This window comes from Rhodobacter sp. JA431 (assembly GCF_900217725.1).
In the GTDB taxonomy this organism is placed as follows: Bacteria; Pseudomonadota; Alphaproteobacteria; order Rhodobacterales; family Rhodobacteraceae; genus Rhodobacter; species Rhodobacter aestuarii.
Genome location: NZ_OBMP01000003.1, coordinates 384,179 through 405,947, shown reverse-complemented (window position 1 = coordinate 405,947; position 21,769 = coordinate 384,179). Strand labels below are relative to the sequence as shown.

Genomic DNA, 21,769 nt, shown 5'->3' with positions numbered 1-21,769 from the left:
CGGGAAGACTAGGGGCAACAGTGGCAATTGGCAACAAATGGCGGTGAAGCTCAGCCCAGACCTTCTGATCTCGGCCTATGCGCAAGGCATTTTTCCGATGGCGGCCGCGCGTGACGCGACCGAGCTGCATTGGTTTGAGCCGCGCTTGCGCGGGATCATTCCCTTGACCAATCTCCACATTTCGCGCTCGTTGGCCCGCGAAATGCGCCGCATGCCTTACACAATTCGCACCAACACCGCTTTTCGCGCGGTGGTCGAGGGCTGTGCAGAACGCGATGAAACCTGGATCAATGACGCGCTGTTTGAGCTTTACGACGCGCTGCATGAAATCGGTGCGGCGCATGCGCTGGAGGTCTGGGAGGGTGACACGCTCGTGGGCGGCATTTTCGGCGTGACCTTGGGCGGCGCCTTCTTTGGCGAAAGCATGTTTTCGCGCCGCCGCAGCGCCTCAAAGATCGCCCTCGCCTATACGGTGGACCGGCTGCTTCGCGCAGGCTTTGTGCTGTTTGATACGCAATATCTGACGCCGCATCTCAAAAGCATGGGCGGAGTGGAAATCCCCCGCGCGATCTATCGTCAGCGGTTGGCAGAAGCACTAGCGGTGACAGCGGATTTCACCGCGCCCGAGATCCCCGATGTTCAGTCAATCTTGCAGCGCAGAACCCAAACATCGTAGCGCTGATGATCCAGCGCCGAAAGCGCCGGGTTTTGCGCGATCATCCAGCCCTGAAACACCACCTCATCAACCGAACGGTCGGTGATTTCCAAGTAGGAATAGGCGTTTGAGGCCGGGTCTTCTGCCGGGTAACGACATTGCACCAAACGCACCGACAGCGAGCCGTAATCGACCGTATCCCCCACTGCGAGCGTGATATCGCTCGCCGCAGCGGCGATTTTATCCAACCCGCGCAGATAGGCGCCGGGCGCATCGGCCAAGCCCTCGGGCGCCTCTTGCGCACAAAGCGCCGAGCCTGAAAGAACAAGCGCCATCAGGGCCTTGCGGATCATTGGCTATCCTCCGACCCGCCGCCCGCAAATTTCATCAGCAGCCCGAGCGTCGAGACCGCGCCCTGCGTGTCGATCACCTCTTCGCCGGGACCAAGGTTGATCAAGCTGCCACCGGGCAGGATTTCGACGAAAGCGCCGCCCAAAAGCCCCTCAGAAGCAACGATCACTTGGGAATCATCCGGGATCTCGATCCCGTCTTGCACGCTAAAGGTGGTGTCGGCAAAAAATGTCTGGGTATTGAGCGCGATATCGGTGACCGCACCGATCTTGACGCCCGCCATCCGCACATCGGTGCCAAGGCTCACCCCTTCCACCGAGCGGAAAGAGGCTTTCAGCGGATAACTCCCCGCCCCGGTCGAGAGCCCATGCCCTTGCCCGGCCCAAAGAAAAAAGCCGACCGCAACGGCCAAAACAGCCGCACCGGTCAGCACTTCGACGCGATTCTCGCTCATCTTAAAGATCCTGTTGCCGGATCACTCCGGCTGCCATGCCTCATAGTCGCGGCGCTCCACCGGCGCGGCGCGGCGCAGCGACCCCGGCGGGATATAAGCCGAGGCCAAACCCGTTTGGTTTTCTTGGTGGGGCAGTTCCCACCCCTTATGCGCCAAGGGCTTGGTGGTCGGCGGCTCGTCCCAGGTGTGGTGCATCCAGCCATGCCAATCCGGCGGAATGCGGCTGGCTTGGCATTCGCCATTGTAGATGACCCAGCGGCGCTTGCCGTCTTTGCTTTGGAAATAGCGGTTGCCTTCGGCATCTTCCCCGACCTTCACGCCGTTGCGGGCGGTATAGATCTGGGTGCCAAGGGTCTGGTCGTTCCACCAGGTCAGCAGGCGCAGCAGGAATTTCATCGTCTCTCTCCCAGCATTTGCCCCCTTATAGCGGGTGCGACAATTACGTCCAGCCCCTCGCGCGGGCGGCAAAAACAAAGGGCGGGTTTCCCCGCCCTTTTCCCCAAGCTTCGGGGCTTAACCAGCCGATTTCGGCTCTTTTTTCGCGTCGTCGGCGTAGATCAGCAGCGGCTTGGCGCTGCCACCCACTTCGACGGCCTCTTCGTTGACCACCACTTCTTGCACGTTTTCCATGCCGGGCAGTTCAAACATCGTGTCGAGCAGGATGTCTTCGAGGATCGAGCGCAGACCCCGTGCCCCGGTTTTACGTTGGATCGCCCGCGCGGCAATCGCATTCAGCGCATCGGGGGTGAAGGTCAGCTTCACGTCTTCAATCTCGAAGAGACGTTGGTATTGCTTGACCAAAGCGTTTTTCGGCTCGGTCAAAATCGTCACCAGCGCCGCTTCATCAAGGTCTTCCAGCGTCGCAATCACCGGCAGACGGCCAACGAATTCCGGGATCAGGCCGAATTTCAGCAGATCTTCCGGTTCGAGCTCTTTGAACAGCTCGCCCGCACCACGCGATTCCGGATCTTTCACATCCGCGCCAAAGCCCATCGCCGAGCCTTTGCCGCGTTGCGCGATGATTCGATCCAAGCCCGCGAAAGCGCCGCCGCAGATAAACAGGATGTTGGTCGTATCCACTTGCAAGAATTCCTGCTGCGGATGCTTGCGGCCCCCTTGCGGCGGCACCGAAGCGACCGTGCCTTCCATGATCTTGAGCAGCGCCTGCTGCACGCCCTCGCCCGACACGTCGCGGGTGATCGAGGGGTTGTCCGACTTGCGAGTGATCTTGTCGACCTCGTCGATATAGACGATGCCGCGCTGCGCCCGCTCGACGTTATATTCCGACGCCTGCAGAAGCTTGAGGATGATGTTTTCCACATCCTCGCCCACGTAACCCGCTTCGGTCAGCGTGGTTGCATCGGCCATCGTGAAAGGCACATCCAGAATGCGCGCCAGCGTTTGCGCCAGAAGCGTTTTACCGCAGCCCGTCGGGCCGATCAGCAGAATGTTCGATTTCGCCAGTTCCACATCCTGCTTGGAGGCGTGGTTGAGGCGCTTGTAGTGGTTGTGCACGGCCACGGCGAGCACGCGCTTGGCATGCATTTGGCCGATCACGTAATCATCAAGCACTTTAGCAATGTCGCGCGGGGTCGGCACGCCATCGGTGGCCTTCAGGCCGGTGGTTTTCGTCTCCTCGCGGATGATGTCCATACACAGTTCGACACATTCGTCGCAGATGAACACCGTCGGGCCGGCGATGAGTTTGCGCACCTCATGCTGGCTCTTGCCGCAGAACGAGCAGTAGAGCGTGTTCTTGCTGTCGGAGCCTTGATTGTTCGCCATCGTCATCCTCAAAATGCCCCCAAGGGGCTGTGGTGGGCTGTCCTTAAAGTCTAGGGCAGCCCCACGTTGTTCTCAATCGTAAATTCCCCACTCCGGTTAAGGCGGGTCATCCTACTGTTACTTTTCGCCATCCAAGCCCGGGCGGGCGGCGAGAATTTCATCAATGTGGCCCCATTCAAGCGCCTCTTCGGGCGACATGAAGCGGTCACGTTCCAGAGCCTCACCCACTTCTTCCATCGTGCGGCCGGTATGCTTCACGTAGATTTCGTAGAGACGTTGGCGGATCTTTTCGGTTTCGCGCGCATGGATCATGATATCGGTCGCCTGACCTTGGAACCCGCCGGACGGCTGGTGCACCATGATCCGCGAGTTCGGCAGCGAGAAGCGCATGCCCTTTTCGCCCGCGCAAGAAATCACCGAGCCCATCGAAGCGGCTTGGCCAATCACCAGCGTCGACACTTTCGGGCGGATGTATTGCATCGTGTCATAGATCGCGAGACCCGAGGTCACAACGCCGCCGGGGCTGTTGATATACATCGAAATCTCTTTCGACGGGTTCTCGGCCTCAAGGAACAAAAGCTGCGCGCAGATCAGGCTCGACATGCCATCATGGAACGGGCCCGCAAGGAAGATGATCCGTTCCTTGAGCAGCCGCGAGAAGATGTCATAGGCCCGCTCGCCGCGCGAGGTTTGCTCGACCACCATCGGCACGAGCGTGTTCATGTAAAGGTCGACCGGATCTTTCATCTGCTGCCTCTCCTGATAATGCTCGCACAGCTTTAGCGCGAGATACTTACCTGAGTCTTAGTGTTGCCACGCCCACCCTGCAAGGGCGGCCACAGGAAAAGCGCATCCGCTCCCCCGCTTTGGAATGATTCTTGGCGATTCACGGCCCGTAAAGAGTTGCTGGCTAGTCTGTGCGACAATTCTACACGGGGAATCCGTTCCCCAAAACCGGAGCAACTGAATGAAGACCCGTCTCTTCTCCCTTGCGCTGATCCTTGCGGCGGCGCCCGCACTGGCCGAAGATTTTTCGGCGCAGGTGGCGGCCACCGTCGAAAAAGACCTTCGCGGCTGGGCCAATGATCCCGCTTTGATTGAGGCCGTCAAAGCCGCCAATGCCGAACGCGGGGATCTTCCGCAAGAAGAGATCGACGCGCTCGACCAAACATGGCGCGCCGAGATCGACGGCGCCGAGCAACCGATGATCGACGCGATTCTGGCGCTGCCGGTGTCACTGTCGCTGCGCGACAAGGTGGACAGCTCACGCGGACGGATTTCGGAAATCTTCGTGATGGACCACCTTGGCCTGAACGTCGTGCAAGCGCGCCCCACCTCAGACTTTTGGCAGGGCGATGAGGCGAAATTCCAAGAAACCTACCCGAAAGGTGCCGGTGCCGTGCATGTCAGCGAGGTGGAATTCGATGAATCCACGCAGACCTATCAGGTGCAGGCCTCCTTTACCGTCAACGACCCTGAAACCGGCGCGCCCATCGGCGCCATGACCGTCGGCCTCAACGCCGAAATGATCGAATAACTAGTACATGAGGCCAGCGATGAGCGCCAAATCGACCGGATCCGTCCCGTTCTTCAATTCCAGCTTCTTCCGAGCGGCCCTTCTGGTGCTGCTGTCGGCCTCGGCCATCGTGGTTGCAATGACCATGCTGAACCTACGCTCGACCACCGATATCGCCATGAGCCAGCTGCGCGACCAAGCGCATGGGTCGAGCGAGATCATCATCAAGCAGCTTGTCGCGCCCGTGCGCTTCGGCGATGGCGAGCGAATCTCGAATATCTTCACATCCGTGATCGACGATCCGTCAAACCCGTCGAACGGGATGATTGCCACCGATGCGGAAGGCAATGAACTGGCCAGCTATGTGATCCACGATTCTGATCTGGCACCGATGCACGCCTTGATCCAAGAATCGATCGCAACGGGCGATGAAACGCATTCCGAAGACATGCTGACCCAGGTCCACCCGGTCGTGATGCCCAATGGCACCACGGTGGGCTATTTCGCGTCGACCTGGTCGGATGACCCGACCGTCGCCGCGATTTCTGCCTCCACCCGCCAAAGCCTGATCGTGGCAATTTCGATTCTGGCCGTGGCGCTTGTCGCCACCTCGCTCGTGTTCCGGTCGATGATCTCGACCCGTCTTGGCCGGATCACCAATGCCATGGCCTCTATCGCCGGGGGCGCGCTGCAAACCCAAGTGCCCGAGACCAACGGCAAGGATGAAATCGGCAAAATCGCGCAATCGCTCGAATCGTTCCGCGAAAAACTCGCCAAGTCTGAGGAAGACAGCCGCGAGGGCCTGTTCCGCGGCGCGGCCTATAACTACTCCTCGGCGGCGATGATGCTGCTCGACGGCGAAGGCAATGTGAAAGCCACCAACCCCGCGCTGATGGCGCTTTTTGCCGAGAACATTGATGATTTCCGCTCCGTCAAACCGGATTTTGCCCCGGAAGCGCTGGTAGGCCGTCCCTTCACCTATTTCCACCGCGCAGGCTCCAAGCAGCATATGGCGCTGAATCCCGACAAAATGCCGATGTCGGGCGAGTTCCCGATTGGCAAAGGTTTTTACAGCCTGTCGATCAGCCTGATCCCGGATACCGATGGCTCTGTGCTCGGCTATGCGGTGGAGTGGAAAAACGTCACCGAAGAAAAACGCAACGCCGCCACCACCGAGGCGATCGATGCGACCCAGCTGCGGGTGGAATTCACCCCCGATGGCAAAATGACCGCTGCCAACGTCGCCATGTGCATGATGACGCAAATGGACGAAGCCGAGCTGATCGGGCAGGACTTCTCACAAGGAATCACCGTCGCCGCCACGGGCGAACCGGCCTTTGAGGTGATTGCGCGCGGCGAATCCGTGATTGGCCGGCTGAAGGTTATGATGCCGATGGGCGAAGTGCTGCTTAACGGCGCCATGACCCCGGTGCGTGACCGCGCTGGCAAAATTCAGCGTGTCATTGGCATTGGCGCCGATGTGACCGATGTGGAAGCGCGCGAAACCCGTAGCCAAGCCGAACGCGAACGCGTCGTGGCCGAACAGCGCCAAGTCGTTGAGAAGCTGCGCGCCGCGCTCAATGCGCTGTCGAGTGGCGATCTGACGCATAAAATCGCGGAAGCCTTCCCGGGCGACTACGAAACCCTGCGCCTCGACTTCAACGAAGCCACCGCGAAACTGCGCGATGCGATGCAGATCGTGATGGAAAACTCGGAAACGATCCACACCGAGTCGGGCAGCATCTCGCGCGCCGCCGATGATCTGTCGCGTCGCACCGAACAACAGGCCGCCACGCTGGAAGAAACCGCCGCCGCGCTGAACGAACTCACCGCTTCGGTGAAATCGGCGGCCGAACGCACGCTCAAAGCCAATGACATGGTGACGAAAGCGCGCCGCAACACCGAAGAAAGCGGCCAAGTGGTGCGCGAAGCGGTGCAAGCGATGGGCGAGATTTCGGAAAGCTCGAACAAAATCTCCAAAATCACCTCGGTGATCGAGGAAATCTCGTTCCAAACCAACCTTCTGGCGCTGAACGCCGGGGTCGAGGCCGCCCGCGCGGGCGAGGCTGGGCGCGGCTTTGCCGTTGTCGCCTCGGAAGTGCGTGCGCTGGCGCAACGCTCCTCGGAAGCGGCGCGTGAAATTGCGGCGCTGATCTCTGACAGCTCGGCACAGGTCAAACGTGGTGTGGATCTTGTGGGCCAAGCGGGCAATGCGCTTGAAGGCATTCAGGGCTCGGTCGGTTCGATCGTGACCTTCATGTCGGAAATCACCTCGGCCACCTCCGAACAATCGGCGGGCCTGAGCGAGGTGAACACCGCGATCACCCAGCTTGATCAGGTGACCCAGCACAATGCCGCGATGTTCGAAGAAACCTCGGCGGCCAGCCAATCGCTGGTGCGCGAGGCCGATGGTCTGGCGATGACGATGGGCCGGTTCAACGTCGGGATGCCCGCGAACACGCCGAAAATGCCCGCGGCTGCGCCTGCTCCGGCCCCCGCAGCAGCGACCGCCAAACCGGCGGCACCGCCTGCCCCGGCCAATAAGGCCCCGGCCCCGCCGCCGCCCGCGCCGGCGCGCCGCGCTGGTGGCGGTGGCCTGACCGCTGTGGCGGTGAAATCCACCCCGGCTGAGGACAACTGGGAAGATTTCTAAGCCGCGTCAGCTGCCGCGATAGGTCGAATAGCCGTAAGGCGAGAGAAGCAGGGGCACATGGTAATGTGCCCCTTCATCATTGATGCCAAAGCGAATGGGCACCACATCCAAAAACAGCGGCTCGGCCCCGCCTTGCCCGCTGCCGCACAGGTAATCGCCCGCATGGAAGCTCAACTCATAAACCCCGCAGGCGAAGTCTTGGGCGGGCAAAATCGGTGTATCGGTGCGGCCATCGGCATTGGTGACCCGCTCGGCCAACACCTCGGCCCCGGTTTCCGTGATCCGGCTGAGCACGATGCGCAGCCCCGCCGCCGGGCAGCCCCGCGCCGTATCCAGCACATGCGTTGTCAGATATCCTGCCATTGGGTCTCCTTCGCGCGCGCAAGCGCAAACTGTTGATTTCCTTTCCGAGAAAAACCTGAAATCCTCGCCACGGCAAGCGGTTGCCGTGGAGATAACAATGACCCGATACGACAGAGACATGCGCGGTTACGGCGCCCATCCCCCCAATGCGCAATGGCCGGAGGGCGCAAAGGTCGCGATTTCGCTGGTTCTGAACTATGAAGAGGGCGGCGAAAACTGCGTGGCGCATGGCGATGCGGCCTCCGAAGCGTTTCTGAGCGATATTGCGGGCGCCGCGCAATGGCCCGGCCAGCGCCATTGGAATATGGAATCGATTTACGAATACGGCGCGCGCGCGGGCTTTTGGCGCCTGCACCGCCTGTTCACCGAGATGGGCCTGCCGATCACCATTTACGGTGTGGCGACCGCGCTTGCCCGCAGCCCCGAACAGGTCGCGGCGATGAAAGCGGCGGGTTGGGAGATTGCCAGCCATGGGCTGAAATGGGTCGAACACCGCGACATGCCCGAAGAAGAAGAACGCCGCCAGATTGCCGAGGCGATCCGCCTGCATGCCGAAGTGGTGGGCGAACGCCCGCGCGGCTGGTATACGGGGCGCTGTTCGTTCAACACCGTGCAGCTCACCGCCGAAGAAGGCGGTTTTGATTGGATTTCAGATACTTACGACGATGATCTTCCCTATTGGAAGCGGGTCGGCGACCGCGATCAACTGATCATCCCCTATACGCTGGAAGCCAATGACATGCGCTTTGCCACGGCCCCGGGCTATATTGAGGGCGAGCAGTTCTTCACCTATCTGCGCGACGCCTTTGATACGCTTTATGCCGAGGGCGAAGCGGGCGCGGCGAAGATGTTCTCAATCGGGCTGCATTGTCGGCTGATTGGTCGCCCCGGCAAAGTGGCTGGCCTGAAGCGGTTCTTGGACTATGCCCGCAGCCATGAAGGCGTTTGGTTTGCCACGCGCGGCGAGATTGCCGCCCATTGGGCCGCGACCCATCCGCCCAAAGCTTTCAACCGCCCCAGCGAAATGAGCCAAGCGGATTTTGTCCAAGCCTTTGGCGGCATTTACGAACATTCCCCTTGGGTGGCCGAGGTCGCGCATGGGTTGGAGCTTGGCCCCGCGCATGATTGCCATGAAGGTGTGGCGAGCGCGCTGGCCCGGGCCTTCCGCGCCGCGCCCGAAGACAAGCGCTTGGCCGTGTTGCAAGCCCACCCGGACCTTGCGGGCAAGCTCGCCCAAGCCAAACGACTGACAGCAGAAAGCACCGCCGAGCAAGCCTCCGCCGGGCTGGATGCGCTGACGGATGACGAGCGCGCCACCTTTGAGGGGCTGAATGCCGCCTATACCGCGAAATTCGGCTTCCCTTTCATCATCGCGGTGAAAGACAACACCAAGGCCACGATCCTTGCCGCCTTCCAACGCCGGATCGAGAACGACCGCGCCACCGAATTTGCCGAGGCCTGCGCGCAAGTGGAGCGCATCGCTTGGCACCGCCTGAAAGAGGTTTTCGCATGAGCGACTATTATACCCCCCCCGGCGGGCTGCCGCCGCAAACCGCGCTGATGACAGGCCGTGCGGTCTTCACCGAGGCCTATGCAGTGATCCCGAAGGGCTGCTTTTCGGACATTGTCACCAGCTTCTTGCCGGGTTGGAGCGAAACGAAAATGTGGCTCATCGCCCGCCCGATGAGTGGCTTTTCGGAAACCTTCAGCCAATATGTGATGGAAGTGGGCGCCGATGGCGGCTCTGACAGCCCCGAAACCGAAGAGGGCGTGGAGCATGTGCTGTTCATCACCTCAGGCGCGATGTGGCTGTCACTTGATGGGCAGGAGCATGAACTCTCGGCGGGCGGCTATGCCTATATTCCGCCGGGCTGCGACTGGGCGGTGAAAAACGGCGCCGATGATCCTTTGCGCTTTCACTGGCTTCGCAAGCGCTATGAGCCCGTTAAGGGGATCGAGACCCCCGAAGCTTTCGTGACGAACGAGCGCGAAATTGCACCGGTAGCGATGCCCGACACCCAAGGCCGCTGGGCTACCACGCGCTTTGTCGACCCGACCGATCTGCGCCACGACATGCATGTGAATATCGTCACCTTCCAACCCGGTGGGCTCATTCCGTTTGAGGAAACCCATGTGATGGAGCACGGGCTTTACGTGCTGGAAGGCAAAGCGGTCTACAAACTCAACCGCGATTGGGTCGAGGTGGAAGCCGGCGATTTCATGTGGCTCCGCGCCTATTGCCCGCAGGCGTGTTACGCCGCCGGGCCCGGCCCGTTCCGCTACCTGCTTTACAAAGACGTCAACCGCCACGCCCGTTTGGGCGGTGTTTTGGGGCGGTAAACCTATTGGCCCGGGCGACCAGCCCGGGCCAACCGCACTTTAGCCCAACCAAGCCTCGTAATCCGACACCAACAGGTAAAGCGGGTCTTCATCTTCCTCGATCTCGGCAAAGCGCCCGATCGGCTCTCGAAAGATATTGTCGGTGCGGTCGTCGTTCACGGTCGAGACCTCGCCAATCAGCACATCGCCGCCCTCGCCCCAGAACTTGTGCCAATTGCCGGGCATCAGCGTCACGCTTTCTCCGGGCGACAGATAGAGCACCTCCCCCGCCGAAAGCCGCTTGATGACGCCATCGCAGGCCACCACCACTTCCGCCCTCGGATCAATCTGCCCCGCGGCATCGGAGGAAAACATCTCAATCGCCAAACTGGCCCCGCCGCGATTGATGATATCTTCCGCCTTCACAACATGCCGATGCATGGGCGATATCTGATTGTGCCGCGAAATCATGATCTTCTCAGCGTAACACATGCCCGAGCCACGCGCTAAATCCTCCGCCCGTCCGTTGCGGGTGGTGAACAAAAAGAGCCCCAGATTGGCAAAATCCCCCTGCCCGTAATCGGTGATGTCCCAGCCCAGCCGAGCCGAGACAATCCCCTCAATCTCATCGCGCCGGGCCTGCATCTCGGCGGGCGAGAAATAGGCAAAGGGCGGCAGAATATAGCCAAAAGAACGGATGAACCGATCCGCATCGCGGATGATTTCATTGATTTCTGAGCGTTTCATGGGGGCCTCCTTGGCACCAGCCTTGACGAAAGCGCCCCGCCCCGCAACAAAAAACGGGGGCCGAAGCCCCCGCCTTTCAAGCCTTTGGAAAGGCTTATTTCTGGGTGATGCGGCCATCGGTATAGGGCGTGTAGGGCGCATGCGCGGCCAAATACTCCGCCGTGACATCGGCCAGATCAGGGCCAAAGTCATAGGCGTTCATCCCCTCGGTCGCGAACATCTTATAGCCGTCGCCACCGCCGCGCATGAAGTTGTTGGTCACCACGCCATAGCTGGCCTCAAGGTCGAGCGGCGCCCAAGCCTCACCCGCGCCCACCATCACATCACTGATGCGGCTGCCCACGGGGGCGGCGGGATCAAAGCTGTATTTCAGCCCCGCCACCTGCGGAAAACGCCCCGCGCCTTCTTCAATTTCGCTCACCCCATTTTCCAGCGCGGCCAAAATCACCGACCCTTTCGCCTCAAAGGTGGAGAGCGTGTTTTGGAACGGCAGAACGGTATACACCTCGCCCATCGTCACCGGCCCCGCTTCGATCGAGGCGCGCAGCCCGCCGCCATTGGCAATCGCGATGGAAATGCCTTGGTCTTTCACCCGGTCAAGCATCGCATCGGCCACAAGGTTGCCCATCGCGCATTCGCCCGCACGGCAGACCTCGCGCGCGCCCTCAATCGCGGCGGCGGCCTCCGCCACCACCTCTTCGCGCACCTCGGCAATCGGCACCGCCAATTCCGCCACCCGCGCCGCCAAAACCGGGTCCGGCGTCACCGAAGCATCAAGCAAAATCGGTTCCCCCGTGGCCGATTTCAGATGGCCCGCATCGTCAAAGGTCAGCACCAAATGGCCAAGGTATTTCGAATAGGCATAGGCAGAGACCACCGGCACATCGCCCACCATCGTCGGGTAAGCTTCGCCGCCCTCGCCAAACAGCGTGTGGCTATGCCCGCCCACCACGGCATCCAGCCCCGGCACGGCGGCGGCAATCTCTTGGTCTTTCACAAAGCCCGTATGCGGGATGGCGATGATTTTCGTCACGCCCTCGGCCTCAAGCGCAGCCACATCGGCCTTCAGGCTTTCAATTTCATCTTGAAAGAGCACATTCGGCCCCGGCGAAGAGGTCTCTACCGTATCGGTTGCCAGCGCCGAGATGATGCCGATCTTCTCGCCGCCGACCTCCAGCACGTACATGCCGTGAATGCGGTCTTTCAAAAGATCGGATCGGCTGACGTCGAGGTTGCCTGAGACCAGCGGGAACGGCACCGCATCCACAAAGGCCGCCAAAGCCTCTGGCCCATCGTCAAATTCGTGGTTGCCCACCGCCATCGCATCATAGCCAATGGCGCTCATGAACTCGGCCGTGTCTTTGCCCTTATAGGTGGTGTAGAACATCGAGCCTTGGAACTGGTCGCCCGCATCAAGCAAGATCACATTCTCGCCCGCAAGGTCCGCACGCATCTCTGCCACCTTGGCCGCGACCCGCGCAATACCGCCAAAGCACTTGCCCTCGGTCTCATCTTCTGCCGAGCAGGTACTGTCATATTTGTTGATCGATTCAATGCGGCTGTGCAGGTCATTGGTGTGCAGCACATGCAGCGTGTAATCGGCTTGCGCGGTGCCAGCCATCAGCACCAGCGCTGCGGAACTCAGCAAAAGGCGGCGGGTCATGAAATCCTCCGGAGTTGGGAATGGGCTGAGTGTGGCGTGAAGCCGCAGCGCTGTCAAAGCCCGTGCCAGCCACTGCCTGCCTTTTCATCTGCTGCCCAATGCATCGTCGGGATTGACGATTTTCAAGGCAAGGTCCATGAAAAGCCCATGCTGATCTACAAGATCTTCCGCCGCCCCGAATGGGATGCCCTTTGCGCCGCAGGTAAGACCTTAGGCGCGCCGATTGATTTGGCCGATGGGTTCATTCATTTCTCCACCGCCGCGCAGGTGGTGGAAACCGCTGCAAAACATTTCGCTTCTGAAAGCGATCTGGTTCTGGTGGCCGTCGCCGCTGAGCCTTTGGGCGCCGCGCTGAAATGGGAAGTGTCGCGCGGCGGCGCGCTTTTCCCCCATCTTTACCGGGCCTTGCGCCGCGAAGACGTGGCATGGGATACCGCGCTTCCGCTCGGCGTCTCGGGCCATATCTTCCCCGAGGGCTTGCTATGAGCATGATCGAGAAACTGGGTCTCAAGCTGATGCACCAGTTCGACCCGGAAACCGCGCATGGGCTGGCCCTTTCGGCGTTGCGCATGGGCGCGGTGCCGCTGCCCGGCCCGGTGACGGGCGCGCGGCTGGCCACCAAGCTTGCGGGGCTTGATCTGCCCAATCCGGTGGGACTTGCTGCGGGCTTTGACAAAAACGCCGTCGCGCTGCCTGCGCTGATGCGTGCGGGCTTTGGCTTTTTGGAAGTGGGCGCGGCCACACCGCGCGCGCAAGAGGGCAATCCGCGCCCGCGCCTGTGGCGGCTGAGCGAAGATCGCGCGGTGATCAACCGTTTTGGCTTTAACAATGAGGGCGTGGAGCCGATTGCCACCCGGCTGGCCGCGCGGCCTGCGGGCATCCCGGTCGGCCTCAACCTCGGCGCCAATAAAGACAGCGCCGACCGCGCCGCCGACTTTGCCCAGGTTCTGACCCACGCAGGCGCGCAGATCGACTTTGCCACGGTGAACGTGAGTTCCCCCAACACCGAAAAACTGCGCGATTTGCAGGGCAAAGACGCGCTTTCCGCGCTGCTCGCGGGCGTGATCACCGCGCGCGATGGTTTGACCAAACCGATCCCGGTGTTTTTGAAAATCGCCCCCGATCTTGCCCCGGCAGAATTGGAAGATGTGGCCGAGGTGGCGCGCGCCTCTGGCATTGATGGGCTGATTGCCACCAACACCACGCTTTCGCGCGAAGGTTTGAAAAGTGCACATTCAAGCCAGATGGGCGGGCTTTCGGGCGCGCCTTTGTTTGAAAAGTCCACTCGGATCCTTGCGCAACTGTCCAAACTGACCGAGGGCAAATTGCCGATCATCGGCGTGGGCGGCATTGGTTCAGCCGAAGATGCCTATGAAAAAATCCGCGCTGGTGCGAGTGCCGTGCAGATCTATTCTGCGATGGTCTATCACGGCCTCAGCCTTGCGGGCGATATTGCGCGCGGGCTCGATGCGCTGCTGGCCCGTGATGGTTTTGCCAATTTGTCTGAGGCGGTGGGCACCGGGCGCGACCGCTGGCTTTAAGGCGCCGCGCGCCCTAGCCGTTCAGGTCTTTCAGCAAGCGCCCGTGTTTGCGCACCTCGGCCACCACATCGCCAAAGGTCAACAGCCCCCGCGATTTGAGCGCGGGCAGCAGTTTCAAAAACGCATCCGCCGTGGCGACGGTATCGCCAATCGCGGTATGGCGCGCCTCTTCGGGAATGGTGATGCCGAGCCGATGGGTCAGCGCATCAAGGCTATGCACCTCTGACTGGCCAAACACCACCGCCGAAAGCAACACCGTATCGAGCACGGGGTTGTCAAAACTCAGCCCAATCGCGCCCTCTTTGCGGCGCAAAAACTCCATATCGAACGGGGCGTTATGGGCAATGAGCACGGCGCCTTCAGCAAATTTGTGAAACCGCCGCCCAACATCAACAATATCCGGGGCCTCGGCCACCATCGCATCGGAAATGCCATGCACCGCGGTCGACACTTCGGGGATATGGCGGCCCGGATTGACCAAAGTGTCAAACACCTCGGTCTCGACCCGGCGGCCATTCACAATCCGCACCGCCGCGATTTGCACGATCTCGTCGCCCTCGCTGGGCAAGAGCCCAGTGGTCTCGGTGTCAAAGACCACAAAATTCAGGTTCTCCAGCGGCGTCTTGGCCACCTCGCCCTCGCGCGCGCGGCCAAGCAGGTCAAAGTCATAAACCACCGCGCGCGGCACCGGCGGCGGGCGTTTGGACACGCGCCGCGCCTCGCGCAGCGGCAGGCAAATCCGCCCGCGCCCATCGCCCATATTTTCGGGCCAGATTTCAGAGGCATGGGCCGCAATCACCCGCCGCCCGGTGACATCTTCCATCCCCACCTGCAGCGGATCATCGAGCCAGCTTTCCAGCTCGGAAATCGGCACCTGCGGGCCGCGCCACTCCAGCGCGATCAACGCACCCGCGCCCTCTTCGGTGATCTCAAGGCGCATATCGCCCCGCTCCGGCCCCAGCCGTGCGACCAGCATGGCCAAAAGCGAGACCATCTCGAACCCTTCAAGCCGCAGCATCAAGGGCGCGGTCACCGCCATCAGATCGGGGCCCTCTTGCGCGGCGATGCGCGCCCGCACCGCTTCGCCCAAATCCGAGGCGCGGATCATCGCAAGCGGCCACCAATCGGCGCGCATCGCCTCGTGTCGCTCAAACAAGGTATGGATCGCCGCGCCAAGGTTGGCCGCTTCGGCCCGCGCAGCGCCACGCAATTGCGCGCGCGCCTCAGGTTCCGTCGGGCCATCATCGGCAATCAACACGCCAGTTAGCGATTGCAACGCGGCAGCCGGGCGGCGGATGCGGTCAAACAACTCATCCATCAGCGCTTCGCGGCTCGCATGGGCGCGCATGTCCGAGGACACATCGCGCAACGTCAGCACATAGCCCGCGCGGCGGGTCACGTGATGGTCTTCGCCCTCAGAAATAAGCCGCATCCGCGCGGCAAGCGTTTTGCCATCCGCCACACTGGCACACAAAAGATCCGAGGCGGCATCCGGGTCATCGGTTTCCAAAAGCCGCTCATAGGCATGGCAAATCGGCGCGCGGTGCAAATAATCAAACACCCGGCGGTCGAGCCCCGGCGCATGGGTGCCGCCCAAAAGATCGGTCGCTTGGCCGTTATAGAAAACAAGCTGATGCTCGGCGGTGCAAAGCAGCACCCCCACCGGCACGTCGCTCAAGAGCGTCTCCAACCGCTCTTTTTCCTGCGCAAGACGCGTGGTTTCGCGTTGCACGGATTCGGTCAGCGCAGAGCGCGTTTCGTTCAAATGCTGGGTGATCGCCGCCGCTGCCGGGGCCAAATCGCCCAAATAGCGCGCGGTTTCGGCATCAAGCTCGGTTTCCACCTGCGCATGGGTGCGCGCGCGAATGCCACCAGCAAGCCGCTCAATCGGCTTGGCAAGGTTTTCATCGAACAAGAACCAGACAGCGGTGATCAGCCCGGTGATCACAAAGCCCGCCACCACGCCGCCAATGATGAACCCATCCAGCGCCTCTGGCTCGCCCAGCTTTTCAAAGCCAAAGACCAGCCCCGCCACCAGCGCCGCAATATTGCCCAAGGCGAGCGCCGCGAAAAACAAAAACACGCGCAGACGCAGGCTCAACCGGGCAAGGTTCATCTCACGCCCCCTCTGCGTCCAAAAGCCTATGCACCTCGTCGCGCAGTTCCTTGAGCTCAAAGGGTTTTGCAATGAAGCCATCGGCCCCAAGCGCCAAACCTTTGCGCCGCTCCATCGCCGAGCCGCGCGCCGTCATCATCAGGATTTTCACATCTGCCAAGCCGCGATCCGCGCGCACTTCTTGGCAAATCTCATAGCCCGACACCTCGGGCAGCATCACGTCAAGCAGCACCAAATCGGGCTGTTCGGTGCGAATGCGTTCCAGCGCGCCCCGGCCACTTGCGATCCGGTCATGCTCAAACCCTTCGCGGCTCATCAGATAGTCCAGCGCAATCGCGATATTGTCTTCATCTTCGACAATCAAAACGCGCCGTTTTCTCCCCCCGTCTGCCATCTTATCCTCCCGTGCAGGCGGCATTTAACCCCGCGTCTGGCATCGGCGCGGGCAACCATTCGCCTGCACTCAAAGACCCATCCGCGTTCACCGCCGCCTCTCCTCCCAGAATGGCTTGGCGGTGGCCGGTACACTCGTAAGCAACAGTGACAGGCTGGACCGGCCGCCAGCGCGCCACGAGGTAAAGATTGGCCACCACAACATCGGGGGCGGGCTTGGCCCGGTTGGCTGTATCAAGCGCAACAAAACGGTTCGTCACCGGCCAGATATAGCTCCATGGGCGCCAGGGCATCGATTCAGAGTTGGTTTGCAACACCACCGTGCCTTCGGGCAGGCCGTCGCGGGCTGCCGCGTACCAATTGTATTCGCCCCAGATCGTGATGCCGAGCATCGCAAGGCCCGCGGCAGCAGGCATGATCCATTTCGGCACCTCAAGGCGCAGCAGCTTGCGCGCGGAATGGCGGATCAAAAAGGCCATCAACCCCGCAAACGCACCTGCGGCGAGCATGATAATGAAATCATTGGTCATTTCAGCTCACCACCGCCTTATTATGGCCCACGGCCGATTGCATCGTGCGCACCACGACAAAGGCATCGCGCAAATGCGCGCGCTCAAAATCGCTCAGATCAGAGGGTGCGAGGAAATTATCCGGCGCGCGGCCCGATTTGATCAGCGTGGCTTGGTTTTCCAGCCGCATCGTCGCGATCAGATCATAAGCCTCAATCAGATCGCGCGCGCCCGAGGCCGAGATCACCCCTGTTGCTTCGGCGGCTTTGAGCCGCGCGCGGGTGTTGGCCTCGGTCAGCTTGCCTTGCAGCGCATAGACGCGGGCCAAATCGGCGACCGGCACCACGCCGTTCATCTTCAGGTCGATATGATTGCGATGCTCGCCCGAGCGGATCGTGGCAAAGCCGCGAATAAGGCCCAAAGGCGGAGTATGCTTGAGCGAATTGGAAATCATATGCGCGACGAAAATCGAATTTTTCGCCGCCATGCCAAGCGTTTGCGCATGAATTTCTTCAAACATCGCAATGCCGCCACCGCCGATCGGGCGCAGGTCAAACATCACCGAGGCGAGCATTTGCGCCTCGGGGTTGGGCGTGTTGATCCAACCGTTGAAATAGTCGCGCCAAACGCGGGCGGGCTGGCACCAGCGCGGGTTCGTCGCCATCATGTCACCGGGGCAATAGACATAGCCGCAGGTGTTGAGCCCGTCGCAGACGATCTTCGCAAGCGCCTGGAAATATTCCATATCCTCGGGTGTCGCGGCATCATCAATGATCAGGCAATTGTCTTGGTCCGAGACCCCGGTTTGCTCTTGCCGGCCTTGCGAGCCGCAGGCAAGCCACAGATAGGGCACCGGCGGCGCGCCCAATTCCCGCTCCGCCATCACCAACAAGCGCCGGGTGACCGCATCGGCGATATCGGTGATCAGCCGCGTCACCACCTCATGGCTATGGTGCCCGCCCACCAATTGGGTCAGCAGTTGCGGAATGCGCGCAGTGACCGCCGCCATTTCCGATACATTGTCCGCGCTCACCACATCGCGGATCAGCACCGCCGAAGAAACGGCTTGGAAGCGCGTCAGGTCGGTTTGCGTGATCATGCCGACAAAGCGCCCCTCTTCGGTGATCGGCAAATGGCCGATGCGGCGCTCGAGCATGATGTGGAGAATGTCGGAGCCCAAAGCCGTCGGCGGCAGGCTCACCGGATCGGGCGTCATCACCGCATTCACAGGCGTCGTGCCCGGCATTTCTCCCGCCAACACCTTATTGGCCAAGTCGCGCACGGTGATGATGCCATGCAGCTTTTCATCGCCACCAACCACGCCCAGCGAAGACACATGCGCATCGCGCATCATTTGCGCCGCGCTCACAACCGTCGTTTCCGGCGGGCAAGACAGCGGCTTACGGGCGATGAGGTCAGCGACCTTTTGCGTGGCAATATCGTTGGAAACCTTTTCGCCGCGCTTGCGGTTGAAGAACCGCTCGAACGAGGGATAGGTCTCGATCAGCCGTTTGAACGTGGGGGTCGGCAGCACAAGGCAAACCGTCTGCTCGGTCGCTTTTGCCTGCGTCGCGGCCAAGCCGTCACGCATGATGCCCCGCTCGCCAAAAGAGTTGCGCGGACCAAGCAGCGAGACCAGCCCGCCATTGCCATCGGTAATTTCAACCGCGCCTTGTTTGATCAGGTAAAGCCCGCCAATCGGCGTTTGATAGACATAGATCAGCGCTTCGGGGCGGAATTCCATGCGGCGGAAGGAACTGGCCACATCGACCAGCTCGTCACGCGGCAGGGTGTCGTAGGGGTGAACCGTTTCGAGAAAGGCGATGATGGCCGCACGATCGGTTTCCATGACAGCTCCCTTAGTGAAAAGGCATTCGTTCGTAGAGGGTGCGGGCGAGGCAAATGCCCCGCCCGCCTTGGTTTTTAGTGGCCGGTGGCCGCGCCAGCGCCTTTCGGCACGCGGATCGATTCCACCAGTTCGACCACATTGGCCGGGACCGGTTTGGTGATCGACGACACGATGAAGGCCACCGCGAAGTTGATCGCCGCACCCACGGCACCGAAGGAGGTCGATTTGATCGAAAGCAGCAGCGGGTCCGCATCCGAGAAGCTGGCGGTATCGGCGATGAAGAACCAGCCTTTGTGCAAGAAGATGTAGACAACGGTGGTCAACAGACCGGCGAGCATCCCCGCCACAGCGCCCACGTTGTTCACCTTCTTCGAGAAGATCCCCATCATCAGCGCCGGGAAGATCGAGGCAGCGGCAAGGCCGAAGGCCAGAGCCACGGTTTGCGCCGCGAAGCCCGGGGGGTTGAGGCCAAGGTAAGTGGCCACAGCAATCGCCACCGCCATCGCGACACGGGCAGCCATAAGCTCGCCTTTTTCCGAGATGTTGGGGTTGATTTGCCCTTTGATGAGGTCGTGCGACACGGCCGAGGAAATCGCCATCAACAGACCCGCAGCGGTCGACAGAGCGGCCGCAAGACCACCGGCAGCAACAAGCGCGATCACCCAGCCCGGCAGACGGGCGATTTCCGGGTTGGCAAGCACGATGATGTCGCGGTTCACGGTCAGTTCGTTGGCATCGGCATTGCCGACATAGGTGATCAGGCCGTCGCCGTTTTTGTCGTCGAAGGTCAGCAGGCCGGTTTTGGCCCAGTTGTTGACCCACTCCAGATCAGCGCCCGAAGCATCTTGACCGGCTTCGATTTCCGCCAGCGACAGAGCTTGGCCGTCAATCCCGTTCGGGTAGAAGGTGTTGATCAGGTTCAGACGCGCCATCGCCCCCACGGCCGGGGCCGTCAGATAAAGCAGCGCGATGAAGACCAGCGCCCAGCCCGCCGACGAGCGCGCATCGGCCACTTTCGGCACGGTGAAGAAGCGCACGATCACGTGCGGCAGACCCGCGGTACCGATCATCAGCGAAACGGTGAACAAGAACATGTTCAGCGTGGTGTCGGACTGATCAAGGTAGGATTTGAAGCCCAGATCGGTGACAAGGCCCTCAAGCGTCGAGAGGATCGGCGCACCGGTCGAAACGTCGTTCGAGAACAGGCCCAGCGCCGGGATCGGGTTGCCGGTCAGGTTGAGCGAGATGAAGACCGCCGGGATCGTGTAGGCGATGATCAGCACGACATATTGCGCAACCTGCGTGTAGGTGATGCCCTTCATGCCGCCAAGAACGGCATACATGAACACGATCGCCGCACCGATGAAGAGGCCGGTGGTGTTCGACACTTCCAAGAAGCGCGAGAAGGCAACGCCCACACCGGTCATCTGACCGATCACATAGGTGATCGACGCGATGATCAGGCAGACAACGGCCACAGTCCGCGCGGCTTGGCTGTAGAAGCGGTCGCCAATGAATTCCGGCACGGTGAATTTGCCGAATTTGCGCAGGTAAGGCGCAAGCAGCATGGCGAGCAGCACATAGCCGCCGGTCCAGCCCATCAGATAGGCGGAGGTGTCATAGCCACCAAAGGCGATGATACCAGCCATCGAGATGAAGGAGGCCGCAGACATCCAGTCCGCACCGGTGGCCATACCGTTGAGCACCGGGTGAACCCCTTGGCCCGCGGCATAGAACTCAGCGGTCGAGCCCGCACGGGCCCAGATCGCGATACCGATGTAAAGCGCGAAGGTCGCGCCCACAACGATCAGGTTAAGAACGAATTGATCCATGTTTCCGAGCCTCCCTTACTCATCCACGCCGTGTTCACGGTCGAGTTTGTTCATGCGGAACGCGTAAGCGAAGATCAGCACGAGGAACACGAGGATCGAGCCTTGCTGGGCGAACCAGAAGCCAAGGTCGGTGCCGCCAATACCGATGCCCGCGAGCATCGGGCGCAGCAAGATGCCGAAGCCGAACGAACAGACGAACCAGATCACCAGAAAGACCAAGATCGTCTGGATGTTCGCTTTCCAATAGGCATTGGACGAAGAATTGTCCGCCATGAGCGTTACTCCCTGTTTTTATCTCTCCAGACGGGCCCCCTCCCGGAGCCCATCCCTCCCCAAATCAGGCCGAGACGCGTGTCACGATCGACCCAAGGTCGGAGGCAACCGTCGCGATGGGTGCCATCGCATCGACCGTCTCCAAAACGCCGAGCGCCCGATAATGGGCAATCAGCGGCGCCGTTTGCGCGTGGTAGGCCTCCAACCTGGCCCGCGCCGTCTCGGCATTATCGTCAGCGCGGCGTTTGAACACCGTGCCGCCGCATTTGTCACAAGTGCCCGGCTCCACGGGCAGCTTGAATTGATCGTGATAGCCCTCGCTGCAAATGGCGCAGGTATAGCGCCCCGCCACGCGGGCGATCATCGCCGCATCATCGACTTCTAGGCTGATCGCGGCGGTCACGCCCTGCCCCGCAGCGGCCAGCAAATCGTCAAGAGCGGCAGCCTGCCCCGCGGTGCGGGGGAAGCCATCCAAAATCACACCGGCTTTAACATCCGGCGCGGCCATGCGGTCTTGCAAGATCGCGAGCACAATCTCGTCACTGACAAGCCCGCCCGCTTCCATCACCGCTTTCGCCGCAAGGCCCGCGGGCGTGCCCGCGGCCACCGCCGCGCGCAACAAATCCCCGGTGGACAGCTGGATCAGGCCAAAGCGCTGTTCCAGCATCCGCGCCTGCGTGCCCTTGCCCGCGCCCGGAGGCCCGAGCAAGATCAGCACGGCGGGTTTGGTGGTCGCCTGTGCGTCCACCG

The 21,769-nt window shown here is 61.2% G+C and carries 22 protein-coding genes; 7 read left to right on the top strand and 15 right to left on the bottom strand.

Going from position 1 to position 21,769, the window contains the following annotated elements; translation table 11 throughout:
• Window positions 1-37 precede the first annotated feature (37 nt).
• A complete protein-coding gene (gene aat / locus CRO18_RS08790; RefSeq protein WP_170952610.1) occupies window positions 38-676 on the top strand; it encodes a leucyl/phenylalanyl-tRNA--protein transferase in 639 nt (212 codons plus the stop codon).
• Here the strand turns inward: aat and CRO18_RS08785 are convergent.
• The 5 genes from CRO18_RS08785 to CRO18_RS08765 form a co-directional block, all read right to left on the bottom strand.
• Window positions 640-1,008: a DUF2155 domain-containing protein gene (locus CRO18_RS08785; RefSeq protein WP_097081842.1), complete on the bottom strand. Its 369-nt coding sequence runs from the start codon at window positions 1,006-1,008 to the stop codon at window positions 640-642. The genes aat and CRO18_RS08785 overlap by 37 nt on opposite strands.
• The gene (locus CRO18_RS08780) at window positions 1,005-1,460 is read right to left on the bottom strand and encodes an outer membrane lipid asymmetry maintenance protein MlaD (RefSeq protein WP_097081841.1); all 456 of its coding nucleotides are present in this window, start codon (window positions 1,458-1,460) and stop codon (window positions 1,005-1,007) included. The genes CRO18_RS08785 and CRO18_RS08780 overlap by 4 nt, the downstream gene beginning before the upstream one ends.
• A gap of 21 nt (window positions 1,461-1,481) precedes the next feature.
• Window positions 1,482-1,856, bottom strand: a complete 375-nt coding sequence (locus CRO18_RS08775; RefSeq protein ID WP_076485546.1) for an NADH:ubiquinone oxidoreductase subunit NDUFA12 — start codon at window positions 1,854-1,856, stop codon at window positions 1,482-1,484.
• A gap of 117 nt (window positions 1,857-1,973) precedes the next feature.
• Window positions 1,974-3,245, bottom strand: coding sequence for an ATP-dependent Clp protease ATP-binding subunit ClpX (gene clpX / locus CRO18_RS08770; protein WP_076485547.1), 1,272 nt, complete (start codon window positions 3,243-3,245; stop codon window positions 1,974-1,976).
• Window positions 3,246-3,362: 117 nt separating this feature from the next.
• Complete coding sequence (locus CRO18_RS08765) at window positions 3,363-3,992, bottom strand: ATP-dependent Clp protease proteolytic subunit (protein WP_076485548.1); 630 nt, start codon at window positions 3,990-3,992, stop codon at window positions 3,363-3,365.
• Between the two features lie 220 nt (window positions 3,993-4,212).
• Here CRO18_RS08765 and CRO18_RS08760 point away from each other — a divergent pair, with 220 nt between their 5' ends.
• Together CRO18_RS08760 and CRO18_RS08755 are read left to right on the top strand one after the other, a co-directional pair.
• Complete coding sequence (locus tag CRO18_RS08760; RefSeq protein WP_097081840.1) at window positions 4,213-4,782, top strand: hypothetical protein; 570 nt, start codon at window positions 4,213-4,215, stop codon at window positions 4,780-4,782.
• Between the two features lie 19 nt (window positions 4,783-4,801).
• Complete coding sequence (locus CRO18_RS08755; RefSeq protein ID WP_170952609.1) at window positions 4,802-7,414, top strand: methyl-accepting chemotaxis protein; 2,613 nt, start codon at window positions 4,802-4,804, stop codon at window positions 7,412-7,414.
• A 6-nt stretch (window positions 7,415-7,420) separates the two neighbouring features.
• Here the strand turns inward: CRO18_RS08755 and uraH are convergent, their stop codons facing one another.
• Window positions 7,421-7,777 carry a hydroxyisourate hydrolase gene (uraH, locus tag CRO18_RS08750; protein ID WP_097081838.1) on the bottom strand — a complete coding sequence of 119 codons (357 nt, stop codon included), beginning with the start codon at window positions 7,775-7,777 and terminating at the stop codon, window positions 7,421-7,423.
• Window positions 7,778-7,874: 97 nt separating this feature from the next.
• Here uraH and puuE point away from each other — a divergent pair, with 97 nt between their 5' ends.
• The gene (gene puuE, locus CRO18_RS08745) at window positions 7,875-9,290 is read left to right on the top strand and encodes an allantoinase PuuE (protein WP_097081837.1); all 1,416 of its coding nucleotides are present in this window, start codon (window positions 7,875-7,877) and stop codon (window positions 9,288-9,290) included.
• Window positions 9,287-10,117, top strand: coding sequence for a bifunctional allantoicase/(S)-ureidoglycine aminohydrolase (locus CRO18_RS08740; protein WP_097081836.1), 831 nt, complete (start codon window positions 9,287-9,289; stop codon window positions 10,115-10,117). Before puuE ends, CRO18_RS08740 begins: the two co-directional genes overlap by 4 nt.
• A 39-nt stretch (window positions 10,118-10,156) precedes the next feature.
• Here the strand turns inward: CRO18_RS08740 and CRO18_RS08735 are convergent, their stop codons facing one another.
• Both CRO18_RS08735 and CRO18_RS08730 read right to left on the bottom strand, forming a co-directional pair.
• Window positions 10,157-10,843 (bottom strand): D-lyxose/D-mannose family sugar isomerase, encoded by a 687-nt coding sequence (locus tag CRO18_RS08735; RefSeq protein ID WP_097081835.1) that lies wholly within the window; start codon window positions 10,841-10,843, stop codon window positions 10,157-10,159.
• Window positions 10,844-10,937: 94 nt separating this feature from the next.
• Window positions 10,938-12,506 carry a bifunctional UDP-sugar hydrolase/5'-nucleotidase gene (locus CRO18_RS08730; RefSeq protein ID WP_097081834.1) on the bottom strand — a complete coding sequence of 523 codons (1,569 nt, stop codon included), beginning with the start codon at window positions 12,504-12,506 and terminating at the stop codon, window positions 10,938-10,940.
• A 147-nt stretch (window positions 12,507-12,653) separates the two neighbouring features.
• Between CRO18_RS08730 and CRO18_RS08725 the strand changes: the two genes are divergently transcribed.
• Entirely contained in the window at window positions 12,654-12,992 is a 339-nt protein-coding gene (locus CRO18_RS08725) for a DUF952 domain-containing protein (protein WP_076485556.1), read from the top strand.
• On the top strand, window positions 12,989-14,047 hold the full coding sequence (locus CRO18_RS08720) for a quinone-dependent dihydroorotate dehydrogenase (protein ID WP_097081833.1): 1,059 nt from the start codon (window positions 12,989-12,991) through the stop codon (window positions 14,045-14,047). The genes CRO18_RS08725 and CRO18_RS08720 overlap by 4 nt, the downstream gene beginning before the upstream one ends.
• Window positions 14,048-14,060: 13 nt before the next feature.
• Here CRO18_RS08720 and CRO18_RS08715 read toward each other — a convergent pair whose 3' ends face one another.
• The 7 genes from CRO18_RS08715 to CRO18_RS08685 form a co-directional block, all read right to left on the bottom strand.
• Entirely contained in the window at window positions 14,061-16,163 is a 2,103-nt protein-coding gene (locus tag CRO18_RS08715; RefSeq protein WP_097081832.1) for an exonuclease domain-containing protein, read from the bottom strand.
• A gap of 1 nt (window position 16,164) precedes the next feature.
• Window positions 16,165-16,557, bottom strand: a complete 393-nt coding sequence (locus CRO18_RS08710; RefSeq protein WP_076485559.1) for a response regulator transcription factor — start codon at window positions 16,555-16,557, stop codon at window positions 16,165-16,167.
• A 1-nt stretch (window position 16,558) separates the two neighbouring features.
• Window positions 16,559-17,086 (bottom strand): hypothetical protein, encoded by a 528-nt coding sequence (locus CRO18_RS08705; protein WP_076485560.1) that lies wholly within the window; start codon window positions 17,084-17,086, stop codon window positions 16,559-16,561.
• A 1-nt stretch (window position 17,087) separates the two neighbouring features.
• Complete coding sequence (locus CRO18_RS08700) at window positions 17,088-18,914, bottom strand: DUF294 nucleotidyltransferase-like domain-containing protein (protein ID WP_097081831.1); 1,827 nt, start codon at window positions 18,912-18,914, stop codon at window positions 17,088-17,090.
• Window positions 18,915-18,988: 74 nt separating this feature from the next.
• Window positions 18,989-20,746 (bottom strand): sodium:solute symporter family protein, encoded by a 1,758-nt coding sequence (locus CRO18_RS08695; RefSeq protein ID WP_097081830.1) that lies wholly within the window; start codon window positions 20,744-20,746, stop codon window positions 18,989-18,991.
• Between the two features lie 15 nt (window positions 20,747-20,761).
• Window positions 20,762-21,019, bottom strand: coding sequence for a DUF4212 domain-containing protein (locus CRO18_RS08690; protein WP_076485563.1), 258 nt, complete (start codon window positions 21,017-21,019; stop codon window positions 20,762-20,764).
• A gap of 64 nt (window positions 21,020-21,083) precedes the next feature.
• A complete protein-coding gene (locus CRO18_RS08685; RefSeq protein WP_076485564.1) occupies window positions 21,084-21,767 on the bottom strand; it encodes an adenylate kinase in 684 nt (227 codons plus the stop codon).
• Between the last annotated feature and the right edge of the window lie 2 nt (window positions 21,768-21,769).